We start from the raw sequence: 19,231 nt of genomic DNA on the forward strand, positions 1-19,231 counted from the left end.
CCCGCGTCGACCTCGACGACCAACGGAACCCCGTCCCCGTACAACCGCACCGCATTCCCGGCCAGTTCGCTGACCAGCAGTTCCGCGTCCTCGGCCAGACCGAGGACGACCCCAGCCGCCACCAGTTCCGCGACCGTCAGACGCCGTATCCGCGCCAGGCTCGCCTGGCTGGCGACCAGGTGGACCGTGACACCCGACTCACGGTTCTGGACGTAGAACCCGTGCTCGCTGTGCACCAGCTTGTCGGCCGCCGAAAGCATGGTCCCTCCTTCTGCGGGCTTGCGTCCGCGCAGCATTGGAACAAGTAGCGCTGAGATGGCCATACTTGACGGCTAGTCAGCGCTTGCCTTCAAGAGGATGGACCTTTCCGTGATTGGGCGCAAGGTTTCTACCCGATTCGGAGTCGCGCGGGGCCGCGAGGGGTCGTCTTGCGCACGCGGGTAGTGCGACACTCTGCCCATGCCGAACTCGCCGCTGGTTTCCACCGTCCGACGCCGCCAGCTGGGCAAAGCCCTGCGGCGCCTGCGCAACAGCGCTGGCCTCACGCTCGACGGCGCGGCCGAGGCCATGGGGTGGAAGGGCCCGAAGCTGTCGAAGATCGAGAACGCCACCCAGTCGATCCGCCCCGCTGAGCTGTCCTCCCTGCTGACGGTCTACGGCGTGAGCGACCCCGAAGTGTTCACCGCGCTGGACAGCCTGGCCAAGGACGCTGGCAAACGCGGCTGGTGGCAGACGTACAGCGGAGTGCTGTCACCCGCGTACACGGACTACATCTCGCTGGAGTCGGACGCGGAAAGCATCCGGATCTACTCGCCCGGCCTGGTCCCTGGGCTGCTGCAGACCGCGGCCTACGCACGCGAGACGATCGCGGTGAACGCGATGACCCGTACCCCGGAAGAGGTCACCGCCCTGGCCGAGGTCCGACAGGCCCGCCAGGCGGTCCTCAGCCGCACCAACCGCTCGCCGCTCGAACTGTGGGCGATCATCCCCGAAGCGGTTCTCCACCAGCGGTTCGCGGTGCGACCTGCCATCATGCGCGAGCAGTTGCGGCGGCTCCTGGACGCTGCCGAACTGCCCAACGTGACGGTCCAGATCATGCCGTTGAATGCCACCCTCCACCCCGGCACGATCGGCGGCTTCAACCTGATCAGTTTCCCTGGTCCGCTGCCCGACGTCGTGCAGTTGGAGAACCTCCTGGGCTCGTCCTACGTTGAGGACACCGCCAGCGTGAAGCTCCACGCCGCAGCCTACGAGCGGATCCTGGCAGCCGCCCTCCCGCCGGACGACTCGCTGGCACTGATCGCACGCATGGAAGAAGGAACCGCACGTGAACGCACCAAAGGCTGATCTCTACGCCCACGACCTCACCAGCGCCGTCTGGCGCAAGTCCTCCGCCAGCGGAGGAGAGGGCGAGTGCCTTGAGGTCACCGACCTGCCCGGTGGGGGCCGGGCCGTCCGCGACTCCAAGAACCCCGACCGCGCGCCTTTGTGCTTCACCGCCCGCGAGTGGGAAGCCGCCAAGGCAGGCATCCTCGCCGGCGAACTCTGATCTGCCCACAGCTGAAGGGTCTCTGTAGCGGGGGCCAATTCCCAGCCCTGGGGACCACTGCGAGGCCACTTGGCCCCATAGGAGACCAAAATAGAGCGTAGGTCACGGCGTGCGGGCCGACGGTCACTCGAACGAGTGACCGTCGGCCCGCATACCGTATCCAGCCGATCCAGCAGCTGCCCACCGTGACTGTGGTGCTATTGGCGCCCGGGACGGGAGTTGAGTGGGTGTGGATGCGACAGCGCGCTTACGGCGCGGAGATGAGCGTGTTGGGGTCGACTTGTCCGAGTTGGTGGGCGTGTCGTTCTGCGATGGGCTGCAGCCCTGGCGCACTGTTCGCCCTCGGCACGGTCAGGCGCATTACTCGGGTTCCTACTGGTCGGCGGTGATGGCTGGTCATGTGGGATACGAGTCCAGGCTGGAACTGTCGTGGTTGCTACTGGCGGACCGTGATCCGCACTGGTCGGTGCTGGTTTTCCAGCCGTTCCAGCTGGTCTCAACTGTAGAGGGGCGGCAACGTCGCCACGTGCCGGACTTCCTCGCGGTACGGGACGACGGCCTGGTCACCGTGGTGGACGTCAAGCCGCGGTCCCGGCTGGAGGAACCCACCGTCGCTCTGACGTTCGCTTGGACACGGGAGCTGATGGAGCGGCAGGGCCGGGGGTTCGAGGTCTTCAGTGAGCGCGAGCCGGTCCAGCTGGCCAATGTGAGGTCTTGGCCGGCTATCGACGGCCGTGGCAGTTCGAGGCCGCGATCCTGGAACACCTACTGGAGGTCTCGAAGAGTCCGGCGCCGCGCGAGGACGGGGACCAGGCCGAGGTCGAGGACCAAGCCGTCGTCCAGCCGCCGGTTGCTGTGGCCGCTTCGTCGGTCGAGTCGGCTGTCTCGGTCGCTTCGGTCGCTGTCGTGCAGCGTCCGGTGGTCGTGGCCTGTGGTCTTGTCGCAGCGGATGTGGTTCTCGACCCTCGCGTACGCGCGGTGGCGGGCCTCCGGGTAGGGTGAACCCCACGGTGGCCGGCTGGATCAACTACTACAGCCGGTTCCGGCCGTGGGAGATGCACGCCTTCCTGACCCGCATCAACGCCTACCTGGTTGCGGTGGATCCGCAAGAAGTACGGGCGGCTCGCGGGCAAGCGGAAGGCGCTGGCGAAGCTCCAGGAGATCGCCCGGCGCTACCCTCGCATGTTCGCGCACTGGCGGCTCACACCATGGGTGAGCGCGGTGCTGGTCTGACGATCAGAGCGGCACGAGCCGTCTGTGAGGGCCGGGGGGTGAGATTCCCCCGACTACTCGGCAGTGCGACGTCTGTGCAGTTGTCGCACACTTCTCGAGGAGCTCCTTTTTGCTCCCTTACGATCGCTTCATGCCGTCGCCCTTTCCCACATCCCTTGCCGTGTCCGACGCCATCACCCACTACCGCCAGCTGCGCGAGCTCACCCGCGACGAGCTGGCCTACGTGCTCTTGATGCTCGATCACCCGATCTCAGCCGACGCCCTCGCGGAGATGGAGCGATGTGCTCGCCCCGTGACCGTCGACGATCTCGTCGCGATCGCCTATGCGCTCGACACGACCCCCGCGGTCCTGCTGTCGCACATCCCAATCGACATGCCGGAACCCGAGGGGCCTTTCGCCACCGGACTCCCGAGTGACGTCGACCCAACCGAGCTCCGCGCTTGGATCGAAGGGCAGACCACTCTCGACCGCGAGTCGCGGGTGCGCTGGTGGGAGGAGCGGGCTGGCCGCCTCAGGGTCCGGTCAGCACACCACGAGGAACAGCTGCAGGGGGCGTACGCAGAGCTGCGTGAACTCGGCGACCTGGCAGTCCAAGAAGCAGGCGCCCCACCCGTGCAGCGTCTGCGGTGGCGCATCCAGGACGGGGAACACGCGCTCAGTCAGTCCGAGGTCGCCCTAGCACTGACTGAGCATCGGCTCGACAACCTCCGGGAAGGCGCTTGAGGGGCGATCCCGGTCCGCCAAGGCACCTACACATAAGTTATTTTGACTGACCTTCTATCTCAAACTGACTATCCGAAACGAACGAAGGGGGGATCACCATGAGCATCACCAGGACCGCACGTAGGGCGCGGGCCGAGATCGCCGTGTCCATCGCGGCCCTGGCCGCGGGCTCACTCATACTCACCGCCTGCGGCGTAAGCAGCGACAGCGCGAGCAAGCTCGACGGTACCTACTACGTCAAGGACGTCAACGGCACGTCCGAACTCGGCCAACTGGTCGTCAAGGGCAACAGCGTCTCGCATCATGAGTACACCTGCGATGGTGTCTACCAGAAGCCGGGCGTGACCAGTACTGGCGAGTTCAACAAGGATCAGTCCCAGATCATCTGGACGGTCGCCGGAGAAGACAGCCGCAACAAGCGGACCGGCAGCGAGTCCATCTCAACCAGCGACACCTCGATCAGCATCAGCGGCAGCGCGTACGTACGTGACAACTCTGATGCTGGCAAGGCTCTGCTGGGCGGCTTCAAGGCCGAGTGCCAGAAGTAGCGTCGACGTCTCACTCGGCCGGCCGCGCAGCACAGAATCCCGTGGGTATCGCGTCCACGGGATTCTGTCTCTCCTCAGCTGATCAAGCCTCTGGCGTCTACGGTGGATCGTCTCGTTTTCGGGCTGCAGCGGAGGTGGCCCTGGATGAAGGCCCGCAGTTCGCCGCTCTCTCCGGGGCAGATCTACAGGCGGTGGCGAGTGGTGGACCGTCGGCAGGGTGGAGGAGCGCCTGGCGAAGGTCAAGAACCCCGTGTCGGCCCAATCCCGGCAGGGAGAGCGCCATGGCCGAGCATCTCATCGCGGTCGCGGGTGGAGACCGCGGCCGCCACTCGGCGGAAGGCAGGCAGATCTGCGGCCTCGTCGACAAGCGCGGGTTGTCCTGGCTCCTTGATGCGCGGCGCACAGACGTGGCGCACTGGCTGCACGTCATGGCCGGGCGCGAACTCGGCAAGATGATGCAGCCCCAGCTCGAATGGGAGAGGGTGGCAAGGGTCACATCTACGCGCGGAAGGAGTAGCCCGAGCCGAAGCCGAACTCGTCGTGAAGCTTCGGTCCGGGCCCCATGTCCCACACCTTCTCCCCGCACTGTTCGGAGGACTGACGCACCCGGTGCGAACGATCGCGATGATCGTTCGCACCGGGTGCGTCAGTCCTCCACGTTCGCCCTCGACCGGACGATCAGTCCTGTGGCTCCTCACGCCCGCCCCGGCGCGCCCGCCCCGTCGGCCGCTGCTGCGGTTCAGGGGTCTCCACGTTCTGAGGGGACGGATCGGCAACCCGGCGCGGACGAGGACGCGGAGCCGGGGCCTGCCGCGGTGAGGGGTTCGGTGCAGGAGCTGGAGGCTGCGGAGCCTGCGCCTGCGGGGCGGGCGCTTGCCGCGGCGTCGGCGTCGACGCCTGGGTCGAACCCGGCTGATGCGCTGCCTGCGTCCGAGCCGGAGTCCGCGCACCAGGGGCGGCCGGAGTCTGACCCGAAGCCGGAGCGGCCACGGGACGAGGATCCGACGTGCCAGCTCCCAGCCGCTTCGGGGCAGGGGTGCCCTGAGCGGGGCGCGTCGGACGCGTGCTCGGGGTGACCGGCTGCCCGGAAGCAGGAGCCGGGGCAGGCGCAGCGTCGCCGCTGAAGCGCTGCGGTGCAGCCGGCTGGTTGCTGCCCTGCTGGTTCTGCACCCCCTGGGAACCCGTGCCGAAGTGCGTCGGGCCCCTCTGACCGGCGCCAGCCTTACGGTCTCCGCTGGTCGGAACAGAGTCGGTGCTACCCGCACCGCTCTGGCTCTGAGCGCCACGGCGAGAGCTCGACAGATCCGTGGACGAGGTCAGAACCTCACCGGCGATGACCTTGTTGCCGTCCGAGGTGTACCCGAGGTTCGACAGGCCACCCTGGTTGCTCAAACCCTGCGCCGTCCGCTTGTCCGAGCGCGAGCTGCCCGCTCCACCGCTCGTCAGCTGCAGCGGACTACCCTTGTCGTCGGATCCGTCGCCCTGACCGGGCGCGCCCTGAGCACCGGCGGGACCACTGCCGCCCGGCAGAGCCTTGACGCCGTCACTGCTGCCGCCGGAGCCACCACCAGGACCACCATCCAGCACCGGGTCATCCGGTCCATCCTGGCCGTCACCCCCGAGGGCCAACTGCTGCGGACCAGCGGTCGGTGCCATGGCGTCACCGTTCGTGCCGCCGGCGTTCGTCGACGCGGTCTTGCCTGCGGGCTTGCCCGTGCTCGGGGATACCGGACCGCTGGTCCCGCTGTTGAACCCGTTGGCGAGCTTGTTGCCCATGGCCATACCTGCCCCAGCTCCTGCACCCGCGGCCAGAGCAGGCATCAGCCCGCCCTTGTCCGGCTTCGGGGTGGTGTTCGTCTCGAGGAACTTGTCCACGAGCTTGGTGACTACCTCGTCCATCGCCTGTAGCACAGTCTTGCGAACCCGTAGCAGGGCGAAGGTGATGCCCATGATCACCAGCGAGGAGATCAGGGTGAGGATCACCACGATGATCCCGCCGAGCGCAGCGTTGCCCCACAGGCTGCCCGGGCTCATGAAACTCGACACGGGTCCAGCCATGATGCCCGGGACCGAGATCAGGAACTCCGAGACGAACTGGTAGATGAACAGCGTGATGAGGACCTCCAGGATCAGCGCCATGGAGTAGACGATCACTTTGGCGATCGCCTGCAGCGCGCCCAGCGTCGCGAACGGCACGGCGGCCACCAAGCCGAAGATCCGCTTGACCGAGCCTGCCAGCATGCCGATGGCGTACCAGAAGCCGAGCAGGACGATGGAGCCCAGGACCGTGACCGCGTTGCTCCAGTACATGAACTTCGCTGGCCCTGTGCCGACCTGGCTGACGGCCATGTGGTTCTCGCGGGTGAACCCGCTGGTGGCGTTGTTCGACGAGTACATGGTCAGCGAACTGGGGCTGAACCCGGTGTTGAGGTAGTTGTACGCAGTCAGCGGGGCCAGGTTGCAGGAGGAGGGCGTCTTGCCCACCGTGAAGCCACAGCCTCCCTTCGTACCCGTCGTCGTGAAGACCGTCGAGTCCTTACCGGGACGAGAGGAGGTCAGGCCCGTGCTGTCGGTCGAAATCACCGGGTGATCGACCGGCTTCGGCCCCTTCTCCTCACCGAACCCCTCCACGTCGCCGTAGCTGCTCTTGTCGACGAACCAGCTCTTCTTGACATCCGAGCTCTCGTCCAGCTGCGAGATCGAGCTCTTGATCCCCGACTCGAAGTCGGAGGCCGCTACCTCGCCGCCGGCGATGTACTTGCCGATGATCCCGAAGGTCGAGAACACCGCCTTGAAGTCGTCCGAGGCGTTGTTGCCGGTGACGGAGACCGTGCCGTCCTTCCACGCTGACTCGGCGTTGTTGGCCTTCGTTCCGATACTGATGCCGTTGAACGTCGCCCCGTGGGACTGCTTGTTGATCGCCAGGGCACTCGTGCGCACCGCCATCATCGCGTCCGGGCTCGCCTGGTCGCCGTTCCAGGAAACAGTGGCCTGGTCCGGGATTCCCAGGCGGTCGTTCATCATCCACGCCTCGAAGTCGACGTAGGTGCTCAGCACGACACGCGTCGGGCCGGCGTGCTGACCGAGAACGGAGTCGTCGAACTTTCCGAGCACGCTGGAGTACATCGACCCGACGAGCGGCAGGCCGAGGCCGATGAAGACGACGCGCACGATGAGCTTCTTGATCGCCGAGCCCCGGTCCATCTTCTTGAACAGGACCAGGCCGATGAGCAGGAGGCCGATGAAGATCGGCACGAGCGCCTGCCACGCGATGTCGACGAGCAGGCCGTACCAGCCACTGATCCAGTGCTGCAGACCCGAGAGCGCGCCGCCTCCGGTATCACCTCCGGTCATACCTTCGGCAAGAGTCGGATTGACCGCCGCGACCGCGCTGTAGAACCACATGAAGGGGTTGACGAGCTTCAGGAACTGGATGATGACGTAGAACAGCGTGCCGACCGCCAGCGCCAGGGCGTAGAGGACCCAGATGATCGACCCTCCGATCACGCTCACGATCTGGCCGCCGATGCCCGAGGACATCGTGTCCAGGCCGAGGTCGTTGTTGGCCGCCCCGAAGTGCGCGTAGTCGAGCATGCCCGAGTACTTCGCGTCGCCCTTGTCATCCTTCGCGGCCAGGGTCTCGTAGGTAACGGTCTGCGAGGACCCTGACACCTCGGCGAAGAACCAGCCCACGATGTTACCCAGGCTGAACTTCGGGTCGGCGTAGCCGAGCATGGAGCCGCCCGAGGCCGGGCTGGACGTGACCGGCTTCCAGTTCTTGTGCATGCCCTTGTCGTTCTGCGGCGAGTTCTTCTCGCTGAAGTACGAGCTCGCGTTCGAGGCCAGCTGGTAGAGGCTGTAGTTGTCGCGCTCCTTCTTGTCGTCCGCGGACGCCGGCGAAGAGGCCGCCATCATGAAGACCGGCACGAGCAGCGCCGCCAGAAGCACGAGGGCGAGCCCGCGTACGAGCCGACCCGGGCGGGCGGCACCACCACCGTGGCCGGCCCAGGCACGCAGCCTCGCCACCGCCGTGATCGTCCCTTTCATCGTCGCTCCTCTGCTCCTCGCCCTCGTATCAGTGCTGACCGCGTTCATGGCTTGACCAGCTTCTTCGGCCTGGTCTGCTCTGCTGGTCGCCTTGCGCCGTTTTCTCTCTGCTGCAGGCTCTTGCCGTCGTTGCGGCTGCTTGCGTCGTCATGGCCCGCGTCAGCCTCACCGTCGCCGCCCGCGCTGTGCTTCCGGATGCTGGTGAGGTTCGCGCCCGGTGCCGGCTTGTCATACATGATCGTGTCCATCCGCGCCACCTCTTCGGCCCTGGCCGCCTCCAGGCGGACCTGCCTGCGCTGGGCCTCGCGGTAGGGGTTGATCCCCAGTGCCAGATCCAGGTGGAAGACCACGTTGGAGACGCTCCGGCGCAGGTACGCGAGGTTCTCGCCCTTGGTCGTGATGAGCTGAGCGAGATCCGGCGGGATCCGCTGGTGCAGCTGCTTCTGGTACTCCGCCACCGTTCCGTCGCGCATCGGGCCGAAGAGCGTGTAGTCCGCGGCGTCGAACTTGTTGAAGTCGCTGTCGGCCAGCATCTTGTCGACGTCGTTGTAGCTGTAGACCACCCGGCCGCCACGCTCGTGCATGTGGTCGAACTGGTCCTGGATGTACCTCTTCACCCGGTCGTCGATGTGCTCGGTGCCGTGGATGATCACCGTGTCGCCGAGCCCCAGCTTGCCGACGGCGAAGCCGACGATGTTCACCAGCTGCGCCATCGCCACGCCCTTGCCACGGCGCATGAGCCGTGAGAAGTCGTAGACTACGCGCCGGGAGTCCCGGACCCCGTCCACAGCCGAGGCTGTGTGGTTGTTGAAGAGGTCGCCGTTCGTGCTCAGCATCGCGTTGGCGATGCCCTTGAGCACGTTGTACGCCCGCAGCTGATCCGCATCGGTCCTGCTGGAGTTCAGCAGTGCCTTGTGCGCGGTCGCCAGGTAGGAGACGAACATCTGAAGACGCGGCACCTGTGTGTGCGGGATGTTCACCACACGCAGGCGGCGCCGCTGCTCCTTGGCGTTGTGCCGCCACATACCCTGCTCGACGTAGAAGTCCGTGGCGGTGTCTTCGAGGGCACTGCGGATGATCGAGCCGACGGCGCCATCAGTGATCTCGTAGAGCTGCTCGAACATCAGCTTGAGCTTCTCCATCTGGGCGGAGAAGACCGTCAGCTCGTCCTCCTCCTCGCCGAACATCTCGAACATGTTCACATCCCCCTGGTTCAGGTCCACGCGCGAGGTGAGCCGTTCGAACTTCGGGCCGAGCCTGTCGAGGCTCGCTCCGTCAAGGACGAGGTGGACGACCTGGCCGTTGTTCAGCAGAGTGGCCTGCGAGATCTTCGAGCACCACATGTTCGACACCCGCTGCCGGTCGAGGTACTCGCTGAGCGTGGCGTCGGCGACGACCACATGGTGCTCGTAGGCATCGACGTCCATGAGCACGGCGCTGTTGTTGACGTCGCCGACCATGTAACCGACGTACTCGCCGCCCTTGTCGTTGAGACCGTTGGTCACCAGCGAGTACGAGCCGGCCAGCTCGGTCGAGGTGAAGTGGAAGCCCTTGCCCTTCTTCTTCTCGTTGTTCTTCCACAGGCCCGAGAACTCCTGGCGCTGCTCGCCGGCATAGGGCGCAACCTTCAGCGTGCCGAAGCGGTCGATGTACAGGCGCGTGACCCGGTCGACCGTGTCGTCCAGGGTCGCCAGGTCGGGGGCCTTGAGAAAGAGCCGGTTGTGCACCGAGAGATAGCTCGCGCCGTCCTGGAGCTCTCCGATCGTGACCCCGAGGTCACCGGAGATCTTCGCGGCCTTGCGCTTGGAGGAGGTCGTGCCCGTCTCCTCCTGCTCGCTGGCATCGAGCCGTTCCAGCTTTTCCGACTGCTTCGTATATGAGTCGATCCACTTGTCATCCATCCGCTTGACCTGCTCAAGCACGATCGCGGTGACCCGCTCGTCCAGGCCGTCCGGGATCCGGTCGATGCCCCAGAAGGCGGCGAAGTTGTCGTGCGCGGCGTCGTCATGGAAGTACGCCAGGAGGCAGGCGACCGAGCCGTCGACCTCGAAGTAGTCGGATCGGAAGAGGTAGTTCTCCTTTGGCTTCAGCGCGAGCAGATGCGGATAGGCGTCGAACGTGCCCTGGAGGTGCTTCACCTCCCGGCGACGCTGCCACCAGTTCTTCTTCGGCTCGGCGGCCTCATCGGCCACAGCATCGGCTGCCGCAGTGCCTCGCACGCCCTCAGCCTGAGCAGCGCCGTCCGCGCGTGGGTCATCGACCACGAGCTCCGCGGTCTCATCCGTCCCGTCAGGCTGCTTCCCCGGGATGCCGAGCTGTGCCCGGACTTTCGCCATCAGCGCCATGGTGCCCTTCGTTCGTCCCTGGTCGTGTCGGTCGGCCTGGCGCTGATCAGTTCAGCGACGCCTTGAGACTGTGCAGTTCGTCGTCGATGCCCTGGTAGAAGACCCGCAGCATCGGTTCCACCTCCTCGCGGTCGAGCCTCGCGGCTTCCTTGATCATGAAAGTGGAGCCGCCGACCTCGGCCTGGAGGACCTGGTGCCCCTTGCGCAGTGCATCGGCGTTCTTGCCCTTGAGCAGCAGGTACTGGTGGATCGAGGGGAACTTCCCGCCCACGTGCTGCGTGAGGATGTCGTACTGCTCGTTCTGCAGCTCGATCAGATCGGGGTCACGGACCTGCAGCGCCTGGTTGCGCCGCTCCAGGCTCGCCACCTGGTGGTAGATCCGCTGCGGCTCCTTCGTCGTGATGAAGCTGTGCTCGCAGGTCGTCTCGACCTTGCGCCAGAAAAAGTCGACCCGGTCGAGGATCCCGATCCGGTCCTCGTCGAAGAGCAGATAGCTCGCCGAGCCGACGACCAGGTAGACCTGACCTTCGCCGCCGTCGGAGAAGTGGATCCGCCCGTCCTCGTCGATCCCGTCGATGCCGACGATCGAGTAGAAGTCCGTCGGGTTCGAGCTACGACGGGTGAAGACGCGGCGGGCCTTGCGGGGCAGATACGCCAGGAAGGCCGGCACCCTCATGATGCGCAGCTCCTTCGTCTTCATCAGCCCGCCGAAATAGACGATCGACGCCAGTCCCCAGAGGACGAAGAACGTGATGGCGACTGGGCCCGAGCTTGCGACGAACGTCGACGTGCTGAACCACAACAGGGTGAGGATGCCGCCGCCGAAGAAGAGCAGCTGCTTGATCGGGGAGGGCTTCGCCGCCCAGCCTCCCTTGCTCAGTGTGATCTCGTGGTCGAGGAAGCTCCTGTTCAGCGAACTCGGCACCTTGTAGGACAGTTTCGCCATGAATCTTTCATCTCCCCTGCGATCTCAATGACCAGTGATTGCCCTATCCAAAAGACCTCATATGTGAGGTGTGTGGATGGCATCTTATCTTAGATAGGCCATTCGAATCGAGCTCGAAAGACTCTTGAGTGGCGGCATGTGGCGAGTTGGACTAACGGGTTCTAGTCGTCGGATGGCTGGCAGGCCAGTCGCGCCGCGGGAGCTGAGGCGCTCAGCCCACCGCTACCGCTTCGAAGCGCGGGACGTCGTCGCCTAATCCGCGCTGGCCGCGCGTACCGCGTCTCCAGCATTGAGGTCGCCAAGCTCCTGGGCCTCACCGTCCCCGACCAGGCGGAGGTTCCCGCCCGCAGGCGGGCGGGAACCTCACTGGCGGCCTGAACCGGAGGGCCTTGCCCTGCGGCGTACTCTTCGCCGCGCGCCCACCCGCGTTGTTGGGGGTGGACGCGTTGTCGGTGTCGTTCCTCCGGCGGAGGGGTGGGAGGTTTCCGGTTGGAGGGCGCGCCGTTCTTCGGCTGAGCCCCCTGTTCCGAGGATCGCGTACGGGGTGGCGACCGCCGACTGCAGGGAGAGGCGAAGCCGGGTTCGGGATTCGGTTCGGTGAACTCCAGCAGAGGGTTGGTGACTGCCTCGCGCCAGCGTTGGCGGTGGCCTTCGGCGCGCAGGCGGAAGTGCACGGTTTCGCGCCGTTCGTCGCGGGTGGTGCCGAAGTGGCCACCGATGTTGTGGGCGAGTAGGTAGTGCGCGAGGACCAGGCTTCCGACCGGGCCGGTCACCTGCAGCGGGGCGGGCAGCTCAATGGGCGGGCTGGCGGGGCGGCGCCGCGTGGCGCAGGGCAGCGGCGGTGACGGGGTCGCCCGCGGCGGCCCGGCGGTCCCTGAGCACGGCAGCCAGGAGCAGGACGCCTTCCACAGCGTGGCGGCGGACCGCTGGCGGCAGGCTCTCCCACCGGGCGGCGATGCCAGCGCTCGCGGTGGCGGCCGCGTCGATCAGGGCCTTGCGGGCGTGCTCGGGCAACTCGCGGCCCCCGAGGAGCGGCCGGACCGCTTCCTTGCGCAGGGCGCCCGCCACGGCGACGAGCGCCTGCAGCACCGGCAGGTTGTCCTGGCGGTGGAGGTCGCTCTGGTCGAGGAGCGCCACCAGCGCACCGGCGGCTTCCTCGACCTGGAGGGGAAGGTCCGGGTGGGCCGGGAGCGGGACCTCACGCACGTGGTAGATCTCGTCCTGGGGTGTGCCGGGAGTGGTGATCCGTACGGATCCCGACAGCAGCGGTGTGAGGGCCGCGAGGAGGACCCGGGCGATCGTCGCGGGACCACGTCGTCGCGCTTGATATGCCGACAGGCCTGTCGGGGGTTCGGCGATCCGGTCCCGGCCCCACTGGGTGATCGTGTGCAGCCGCTCGCGGCGCAGCGCCATCAGGTCGTTGCAGCGACCGGGTGCGAGCAGGCCGGCGCTCACGCGCCACTGGGCGATCTCGCGCAGCGGTACGAGGTCGGGGCCGGCGGTGTCGCACAGGTAGGCGAGGTCTAGGAGCGCGGACACCGCGCCGGGCTGCTCGGCCTCGTCGACGTGGGCGGCGAGATCGGTGTAGCGGCGGGCGAGGCCGGAGGTCTCGTTTCGCCAGTGGTCCAGCCACTGCAGGTCCTCCCCGTCCGGTTCCTCAGCCGGGGGCCACTGCGCGACGAGGGCGGTGTGCAGGTCGGTCAGGACCGTGGGGACGGCGGGCACGATGCGGTCGGCCAGAGCGACCACGACCGACCAGTCGTCGTGGTCGGCCCGGGCCGGCAGGAGCGAACGGACGAAGCCGGCGAGCGTCCTCGCGAGCCCGGTGTCGGCACTGTCGCGCACGGCCACGGTGAGATCCGTCAACTGCGGGCCGAGATACACCTCCGCCCAGGACAGCCCCTCGCCGAACAGAGGAAACCGTCCCGCGTCCTCGGCGAGGATCTGCAGCGCCGCGTCAACGTCCAGTCGTACGGCCTGGTCCCGGCGCATCGCCTGGGCCAGGATCACGGGCGCCGCCAGGTGCGGGCGCAGCGTGTAGGGGGGACCGGCCGCGAGGCCGGCGTCGGCCAGGTCTGCGAGCAGCAGGTCGAGACGGCCGGGGTCGGCGGGCAGTGCGGTGACGGCGCCGGTGAGCGTGGCCAGGTCGCGGCCGGCGCCGTGGCCCCGGGCATCGCCGGCGTGGCCGCGCACCGCCAGGGCCACTGCGGTGGCGCGCAGTTCCCGGGTCGCCGGGCCGTCACCGCCCAGCCGGTTGCGGACCAGCTCGGACAGCAGGTGCGAGGTGTCCGTCCAGCTGAAGCGCCCGGACGCGGTCGCGACGTCGCAGGCTGTGTGGGCCAGCAGCGGGTTACCGTCGGCGAGTTCGACCACACGGCGCCGGAAGCTCTCGCCGCGGATCCCGTGGCCGGTGACGATGCGGTCCACAGCCCGGCTGTCCAGGGGCTCGAGCCGCAGTGTCCGGGTCGGGTGCGACTCCACGCCGGCGCGGTGGCGCACCGCGTCGCCGTGGCCGGGCCGTACGACGAGGACCACGCGGACCGGATCGAAGCGGGGGTCGGCGAGCAGCAGGGCGAGTGGTGCGAGCCCGGGGCAGCGGTGGGCGTCGTCGACGACCAGGACCGACGGCACGTCCAGCGGGACCTCGGTGAACGAGGAACGCTCCAACGGGGCGCCGGTGGCAAGGACGAGCGTCGCCGCGACCGTCAGGGCCGCCTCGATGACCTGCCGGGTCTTGCCGATCCCGCCGTGGCCCTCCACGACCACGACGCGCTCGCTTCCCGTCAGGGCGTTGTGCAGCTGCTGGGCGAACGCGGCGCCGTCGACGAGCGGCTGCGTCATGCCGGGTACCCGGTGGGCCAGGCGCTGGAGGTAGGAGCCGGCCGGAGTCAGGGCGCGAGGGGCCTGGGGGCGGACGCCGAGCTCCACCTCGCCCACCCAGCGCAGGCCCTCGTGCTCCAGGAGCCCGGTGAGTTCGTGAAGGTCGACGATTTCCAGTTCCACGCCGTGCTCGGCTCGGGCCAGCTTGCGCCACTGCTCCTTCGACGCCTCCGTGGTCGTGCGGGTGGTGGTGAACACGGCCTTCGCCCGCCGGTCGTGTCGGCGGTGCTGCCTCAGCTCGAACTCCAGCTTGGACTGCCACCGCCCTTGCAGGCTCACCCACAGCACGACCTCGTCGCCGGTGCTGAACGGTGTGCGCACGTATCCGTCCCGGGCGAGATCGCTGCTGGGCGAGGTAGGCCGCAGACCCGGATACCGGCTCTCCAGCGCCCAGTACGCCACGCGCTCGAAGACCAGGTCGTTCCTCAACTCCTGCAGCGCCAGCCTCACCGTGTCGTACAAACGATCCCCTCCTCCATGTACCCGGCTGCCGGGCGAGCCACCCCCTGGTGCCTGCGGGAACAGCGTGGCAGGCCCAACCAGTCGGCGGACCGGGAACGGGAAGGTCCCCCCACATCGGCGGCCCCTCAGAAGGGCTTGCACCGGGGTGATGCACGTTCCCTCCCGGGCGCGCTAGAGTGCCCTCGGTAGACCAGCTACCAGCCATCCGCACTGCGTCCCGGACCCGCGTGCGCCGACGATGGCCAAGGGGGAGAGCCTCACTGCGACGAACTTCACCGTGCCCGTCGGCGCGGCCAGTCCGGGTGGCAGCGCCGAGAAATGGCGGACGCCCCATGGCAAAAGACGACCGCAACGCCCGTACCCGATCGGGACTCACGGGTGAGACCTACCGGCAGGCCCTGGAGTGGATCCGGGCCCACGGCCTGACCTTCGGCCTCGTGCCCGACGCGGACACCGACGAGCAGCAGATCCTGGAAGCCGCCGTCCTGCGCAGCCTCACCCGGCCGCCCCTGGACATCGACGACAGCCTCTTCGGCCTCGCCCGCGTCTCCCCGGGCACCCACACCCTCACCCTGTGGCCCGCCGGCGGAGCGGCCGGACGCGTGTTGTCACGGCTCCTGCCCGCCATCACCGCCGACACACGCACCGGAATCCCGACCCTGCGCGCCACCGACGGTCCCGCCAACCACCTCACCCTGCACGCCGACGGCCCCGCGCGAGTACTCATCCGCGCCACGCAGGGCGATTACCGCGCCGCCCGCGCGCTCCTCGACGACCTCGGCGCCCGACTGCTCGAAGCAACCCCCAACGAAGGCGAGCAGGCCGCCTGGCGACAGACTCGAAACGAGCTCGCGGACGAGGCACAGCAGTGGAGCACCGCGCTGCGCCGGATCGGCCTGTTCCTGGGGCGGATGCCGGACTGGAGTGTGCGGGCACCGTCCGCGGCCGAGACCGAGATGCCAGCCGACCGGATCGCCGCCCGCCCCCACGGACCGGCGGTCCCCGCCCGGTTGAAGGCGACCGTCGCCGTGACCAGCTGGCGTGGAGGCGAGGGCCGTTCCACCATCGCGTTCGCTCTCGCCGAGGAACTGGCCCGGGCCGGTTCCAGCGTGGTGCTCCTGAGCGCCGACGAGTTCGCTTACCAGGCGCTGCAGCACCGAGGCGTCACACCGTAGCCGGCAGACAGCCAGACCCAGGGCCCGGAGCGGGGCACGGTGGCGGCGGCCTTCTGGGATGAGCGCGGCGACATTGCCCTGGTAGAGCAGGCCCGGAAGCAGGCCGACGTCGTGCTCCTGGACACCCAGTTCGACTACCGGCCCGAGATCGTGCCGGTGGACGCCGAGGTCGCCGTCTCCCGCTACCGAGACAATCACTGGCAGGGCCACCTCGTCGACGACCAGAGGCCCCGCCTCATCCGGGTCCTGGAATGGTTCGACGAGCAGTTCACCCACTACCGCAACGCCGTCGACGGCCTACTGGAGCCCGGCGAGCGCGAGCTGCGCGACCTCCTCGCCTACCTCGACGACAGCTTCGCCCAGTATGTGGACGACCGTGCGCGCCGCGGTGAGGTCGACGTATACTACCGGGCCGTACCGGCGGACGTCGACGGCTTCTGGGCCATGGACTACGAGCTCGACTACAACCGCGGTGAGGAGCGCCTGCCAGCAGAGGACCAGCAGCCCCTGAAGGAGTGGCGGGCGCAGTTCCTCGCGTTCATCGACGCCGACGGACACGAACGGCATCCCGAACTGTGGCCGCTCGTCGCGTGGCAGTGGGCGGGCCGAAGTCGGCGCCGGAACCTGGAGCACCTCCAGCCCCGTCAGCTGTCGGCCGCTGAACTGCACAACATGATCGAGGAGTTCCTGCCGACCGTCGCCGACGAGGCCACCCGCAGGTGGGGCACGGACCTGGCCGACATGAACGACCTGTTCCGGTCGGCGGTCATCCACCGCTGGCTGGAGTCGACGTTCACGGTCTTCGCCGACCTCAGGGCCGCAGCCTCCAGGGACGCCTTCACCACGTTGCTGCTCGTCCTGGACATCCGCTTCGCCGAGTACGCCGACCGGCGCGTTGACCTCTACCCCGTGTTGTCGGGTCCGGCTGCCGGGACCGCAGGATCGTTCGGTTCCTCACCCGGCCAGGGCACGGCAGCGGTGTGGCACCGTGGCATGGACGACGGGGCCGGCGACGCCTGGTGGTCGGTCGATCAGGCACTGAAGAGCGACGCACCGATGCCCGAGGAGGACGAAGGGCCCCTCGACGCCTGGCGGGCGGAGTTCATGGAGCAGATCGACGCCGACGGCACCCGACGCCACCCCGTCCTGTGGAAGCGGGTCCGCAGTGAGTGGGCGCCGCGCAACCGGGAGCGCAACCTCGCCCACCTGGCCGCCGACGAGCTCGACGCCGTGGAACTCCAGCCGCTGATGGAAGAGTTCGCCACAGCCATCGCTCCCATCGCCGACAGCGCGTGGGGACCGCTGTGGCAGGACGCCGCCGAGGCATGGACCAGCGGTTTGACCTCACCGCTGGACTCGATCGGCAACTACGACGACCGGGTCCACCTCGTCCCCGCCGACCGCGAGCCGGAAGAGACGGCCGCGCTCGTGGAACAGGAACTGCAACACCGCAGCAACCCGCACACGGTGACGGTACTGGCCGTCAACGCCGCACCGAAGTCCCTGGCACCGCAGCGCATCAGCGCGGTGACCGAGGCCCTGCGCACACGCGGGCTCGCGGGTACGGCCGTCGTCCCCCAGTCCGACGCCCTGACGTCCGCGCTCATCGACGCACCCAGTAGCGTCCGGGCGGCAGACGGCATCGCCAACCTCGCCCGCACCCTCACCCAGGCCCTCGCCAGGCACCGCCGCCACGGCGCATAGCCACGCACCCGGACCGGCCTGGGCACGCGTCCGGGCCGGTGAAACCGCCGATGGCCGACATAGGCACCCGACCCGCGAATGACGGTTCGCCCACACTCACCGCGAGGGTGCGCGGTACCCGGCCCGGCGACAGCCGGCCTCGGCACACCACCTCGACGCCCAGGTCTACCCACACGAAGGGATATCTTCATGCCCTCCGCAGGAACCTCGGGGAACCGCAGCTCCGCACGGCTTCGTGCCGCGCACGTCCGCAAGGACTTCACCGGGGAGACTTTCGAGGCAGCGCTCGCGGGAATCGGCCGCAAGAACACGATCGGCCTCGACGCGTGCTCCCCAGCTCAACGCGAGTTCCAGGCTCTGCTTGCGCTCAGCCTGTTCAACCGCGCACCGGTCACAGGCGAGGCACCGGCGTACAGCTTCGGTGGCCTCGGCGTACTCGATCCGGTGATCTCACCACGCTGGAACGAGCTGGCGATCGTCGCGCAGCGTTCGCCGGCCGACGTAGTGGCAGCACTCGTCGCCGGTACCCGAGGCGACGGCCCCGGACGCGTCCCAGGGCGTCGGCTCGTCGCGGAATCGACGGGTCGCCACCCCTCGACGTCCCACCTCCGGCACCGGCCCACCGGGGCACGGCTGATCGTCACCGGACGCCCTGGCGGACCGAAGCCACACGCACCCGAGGCCGATCGTCGGCAGGAACCGTCCGGGCCCGACGACGAACTCACCGCCGACGAGCGAGCACGGCTGGACGGCTCACCCCCCGCTTCCCCCGACGCCGCACTCCTGCTGACTGGCCTCACCTGCCGGTACAACATGGAAGACCACGCCGAAAGATGGGCAACAAGCTGGACCCGAGACCCGTTCGACCGGGCCTTCCACAAAAGTGCGGCCGCCGACTGGGCCCCCGCAGAACGGTAGCTGTCCGGCCAAGGAAACACGTGGGTGCTGCGTTGGACCGGCTACCCCCACCTCCCCGACCTTGCCCGAGCGCTCACCCACCCCGTCATCGGCATCGCTGGAGCGGAGCTCGACCCTCACCCCCGGGTCACCAGAGTGACGCTCGGCACCGTATGCCTGGAACTCAGGAAGGCAGTCTGATCACGACGGCTGATCCGCCGCGCACGACGACACTCGTTTCGCCTCGTCCGCGCCCTCCCAACCTCGCGTGCGGAAAGCCGCTCGGAGCTCGTCCACCAGTGCCTGCCGCGGAGCATCGGGGACTGCTTCCCGCCGGGTTGGGAGCAGGTAGAGGGTTGAGAGTGCGCACCGCGGCACATTCCAGGTTCAGTATCAGGATGACCTCGGCCAGGGGGATGGCGTCGGGGTCATGACCACAGCGCCCTTCCCGGCGTGTGTACGGCGCAGTCGAGGACGCGGTACCGGGTCGAACCTCAAGGAAGGAGGCCACGGGTGACGGGCGCGTGGTGGTGGACCACGATGGTGGTGGGGCGCCGCAGAACACGGTGCCCCACCACGCTGGGCCGCCCGAGGGGCGGCTGTCCTCGGGGCCGGCTGCTGCAACAGCCTCGTGTGGCCCCATCCCTTGTGCTGAGTGCCGACCGGAGGGAAAGCCAGTCGCTGCGGCTATTGAGCGCCACCAGGCAGAGATGCCGCAACC

At 68.1% G+C, this 19,231-nt stretch carries 13 protein-coding genes and 2 pseudogenes; 10 read left to right on the forward strand and 5 right to left on the reverse strand.

The window, feature by feature from the left end; all coding sequences use genetic code 11:
- A pseudogene (locus ACIQVZ_RS33330) lies at nt 1-260 on the reverse strand (hypothetical protein); the annotation flags it as partial.
- A gap of 199 nt (nt 261-459) precedes the next feature.
- Between ACIQVZ_RS33330 and ACIQVZ_RS33335 the strand changes: the two are divergent.
- The 7 genes and pseudogenes from ACIQVZ_RS33335 (at nt 460) to ACIQVZ_RS33365 (ending at nt 4,054) form a co-directional block, all read left to right on the forward strand.
- Nucleotides 460-1,347 carry a helix-turn-helix domain-containing protein gene (locus ACIQVZ_RS33335; RefSeq protein ID WP_402455152.1) on the forward strand — a complete coding sequence of 296 codons (888 nt, stop codon included), beginning with the start codon at nt 460-462 and terminating at the stop codon, nt 1,345-1,347.
- Nucleotides 1,328-1,549 carry a DUF397 domain-containing protein gene (locus ACIQVZ_RS33340; protein WP_402455155.1) on the forward strand — a complete coding sequence of 74 codons (222 nt, stop codon included), beginning with the start codon at nt 1,328-1,330 and terminating at the stop codon, nt 1,547-1,549. The genes ACIQVZ_RS33335 and ACIQVZ_RS33340 overlap by 20 nt, the downstream gene beginning before the upstream one ends.
- Before the next feature lie 298 nt (nt 1,550-1,847).
- A pseudogene (locus ACIQVZ_RS33345) lies at nt 1,848-2,249 on the forward strand (TnsA-like heteromeric transposase endonuclease subunit); the annotation flags it as partial.
- Between the two features lie 14 nt (nt 2,250-2,263).
- The gene (locus ACIQVZ_RS33350; protein ID WP_402455283.1) at nt 2,264-2,551 is read left to right on the forward strand and encodes a hypothetical protein; all 288 of its coding nucleotides are present in this window, start codon (nt 2,264-2,266) and stop codon (nt 2,549-2,551) included.
- A gap of 90 nt (nt 2,552-2,641) precedes the next feature.
- On the forward strand, nt 2,642-2,782 hold the full coding sequence (locus ACIQVZ_RS33355) for a hypothetical protein (protein ID WP_402455157.1): 141 nt from the start codon (nt 2,642-2,644) through the stop codon (nt 2,780-2,782).
- Nucleotides 2,783-2,942: 160 nt separating this feature from the next.
- On the forward strand, nt 2,943-3,506 hold the full coding sequence (locus ACIQVZ_RS33360; protein ID WP_402455160.1) for a DNA-binding protein: 564 nt from the start codon (nt 2,943-2,945) through the stop codon (nt 3,504-3,506).
- Between the two features lie 98 nt (nt 3,507-3,604).
- Nucleotides 3,605-4,054 (forward strand): hypothetical protein, encoded by a 450-nt coding sequence (locus ACIQVZ_RS33365; RefSeq protein WP_402455163.1) that lies wholly within the window; start codon nt 3,605-3,607, stop codon nt 4,052-4,054.
- Nucleotides 4,055-4,732: 678 nt separating this feature from the next.
- Here the strand turns inward: ACIQVZ_RS33365 and ACIQVZ_RS33370 are convergent.
- From ACIQVZ_RS33370 to ACIQVZ_RS33385, 4 genes are all read right to left on the reverse strand, one after another.
- On the reverse strand, nt 4,733-8,101 hold the full coding sequence (locus ACIQVZ_RS33370) for a hypothetical protein (RefSeq protein ID WP_402455166.1): 3,369 nt from the start codon (nt 8,099-8,101) through the stop codon (nt 4,733-4,735).
- A gap of 44 nt (nt 8,102-8,145) precedes the next feature.
- The gene (locus ACIQVZ_RS33375) at nt 8,146-10,446 is read right to left on the reverse strand and encodes a hypothetical protein (protein ID WP_402455167.1); all 2,301 of its coding nucleotides are present in this window, start codon (nt 10,444-10,446) and stop codon (nt 8,146-8,148) included.
- A 46-nt stretch (nt 10,447-10,492) separates the two neighbouring features.
- On the reverse strand, nt 10,493-11,392 hold the full coding sequence (locus ACIQVZ_RS33380; RefSeq protein ID WP_402455170.1) for a hypothetical protein: 900 nt from the start codon (nt 11,390-11,392) through the stop codon (nt 10,493-10,495).
- A 792-nt stretch (nt 11,393-12,184) separates the two neighbouring features.
- Nucleotides 12,185-14,734, reverse strand: coding sequence for a hypothetical protein (locus ACIQVZ_RS33385; RefSeq protein ID WP_402455172.1), 2,550 nt, complete (start codon nt 14,732-14,734; stop codon nt 12,185-12,187).
- Between the two features lie 332 nt (nt 14,735-15,066).
- Between ACIQVZ_RS33385 and ACIQVZ_RS33390 the strand changes: the two genes are divergently transcribed.
- From ACIQVZ_RS33390 to ACIQVZ_RS33400, 3 genes are all read left to right on the forward strand, one after another.
- The gene (locus tag ACIQVZ_RS33390) at nt 15,067-15,909 is read left to right on the forward strand and encodes a hypothetical protein (protein WP_402455175.1); all 843 of its coding nucleotides are present in this window, start codon (nt 15,067-15,069) and stop codon (nt 15,907-15,909) included.
- A gap of 39 nt (nt 15,910-15,948) precedes the next feature.
- Nucleotides 15,949-17,613 carry a hypothetical protein gene (locus ACIQVZ_RS33395; RefSeq protein ID WP_402455177.1) on the forward strand — a complete coding sequence of 555 codons (1,665 nt, stop codon included), beginning with the start codon at nt 15,949-15,951 and terminating at the stop codon, nt 17,611-17,613.
- 189 nt (nt 17,614-17,802) lie between these two features.
- On the forward strand, nt 17,803-18,531 hold the full coding sequence (locus tag ACIQVZ_RS33400) for a hypothetical protein (protein ID WP_402455179.1): 729 nt from the start codon (nt 17,803-17,805) through the stop codon (nt 18,529-18,531).
- The last annotated feature ends 700 nt before the right edge of the window (nt 18,532-19,231 follow it).

The sequence above is a fragment of the Kitasatospora sp. NPDC098663 genome (genome assembly GCF_044760075.1).
Lineage (GTDB): Bacteria > Actinomycetota > Actinomycetes > Streptomycetales > Streptomycetaceae > Kitasatospora.

Excerpts from the sequence above, each read along its gene's own strand:
- ACIQVZ_RS33365 (WP_402455163.1), top strand. The coding sequence starts at position 3,605 with ATGAGCATCACCAGGACCGCACGTAGGGCGCGGGCCGAGATCGCCGTG.
- ACIQVZ_RS33335 (WP_402455152.1), top strand. The coding sequence starts at position 460 with ATGCCGAACTCGCCGCTGGTTTCCACCGTCCGACGCCGCCAGCTGGGC.
- ACIQVZ_RS33400 (WP_402455179.1), top strand. The coding sequence starts at position 17,803 with ATGCCCTCCGCAGGAACCTCGGGGAACCGCAGCTCCGCACGGCTTCGT.
- ACIQVZ_RS33390 (WP_402455175.1), top strand. The coding sequence starts at position 15,067 with ATGGCAAAAGACGACCGCAACGCCCGTACCCGATCGGGACTCACGGGT.
- ACIQVZ_RS33375 (WP_402455167.1), bottom strand. The coding sequence starts at position 10,446 with ATGGCGCTGATGGCGAAAGTCCGGGCACAGCTCGGCATCCCGGGGAAG.
- ACIQVZ_RS33370 (WP_402455166.1), bottom strand. The coding sequence starts at position 8,101 with ATGAAAGGGACGATCACGGCGGTGGCGAGGCTGCGTGCCTGGGCCGGC.
- ACIQVZ_RS33380 (WP_402455170.1), bottom strand. The coding sequence starts at position 11,392 with ATGGCGAAACTGTCCTACAAGGTGCCGAGTTCGCTGAACAGGAGCTTC.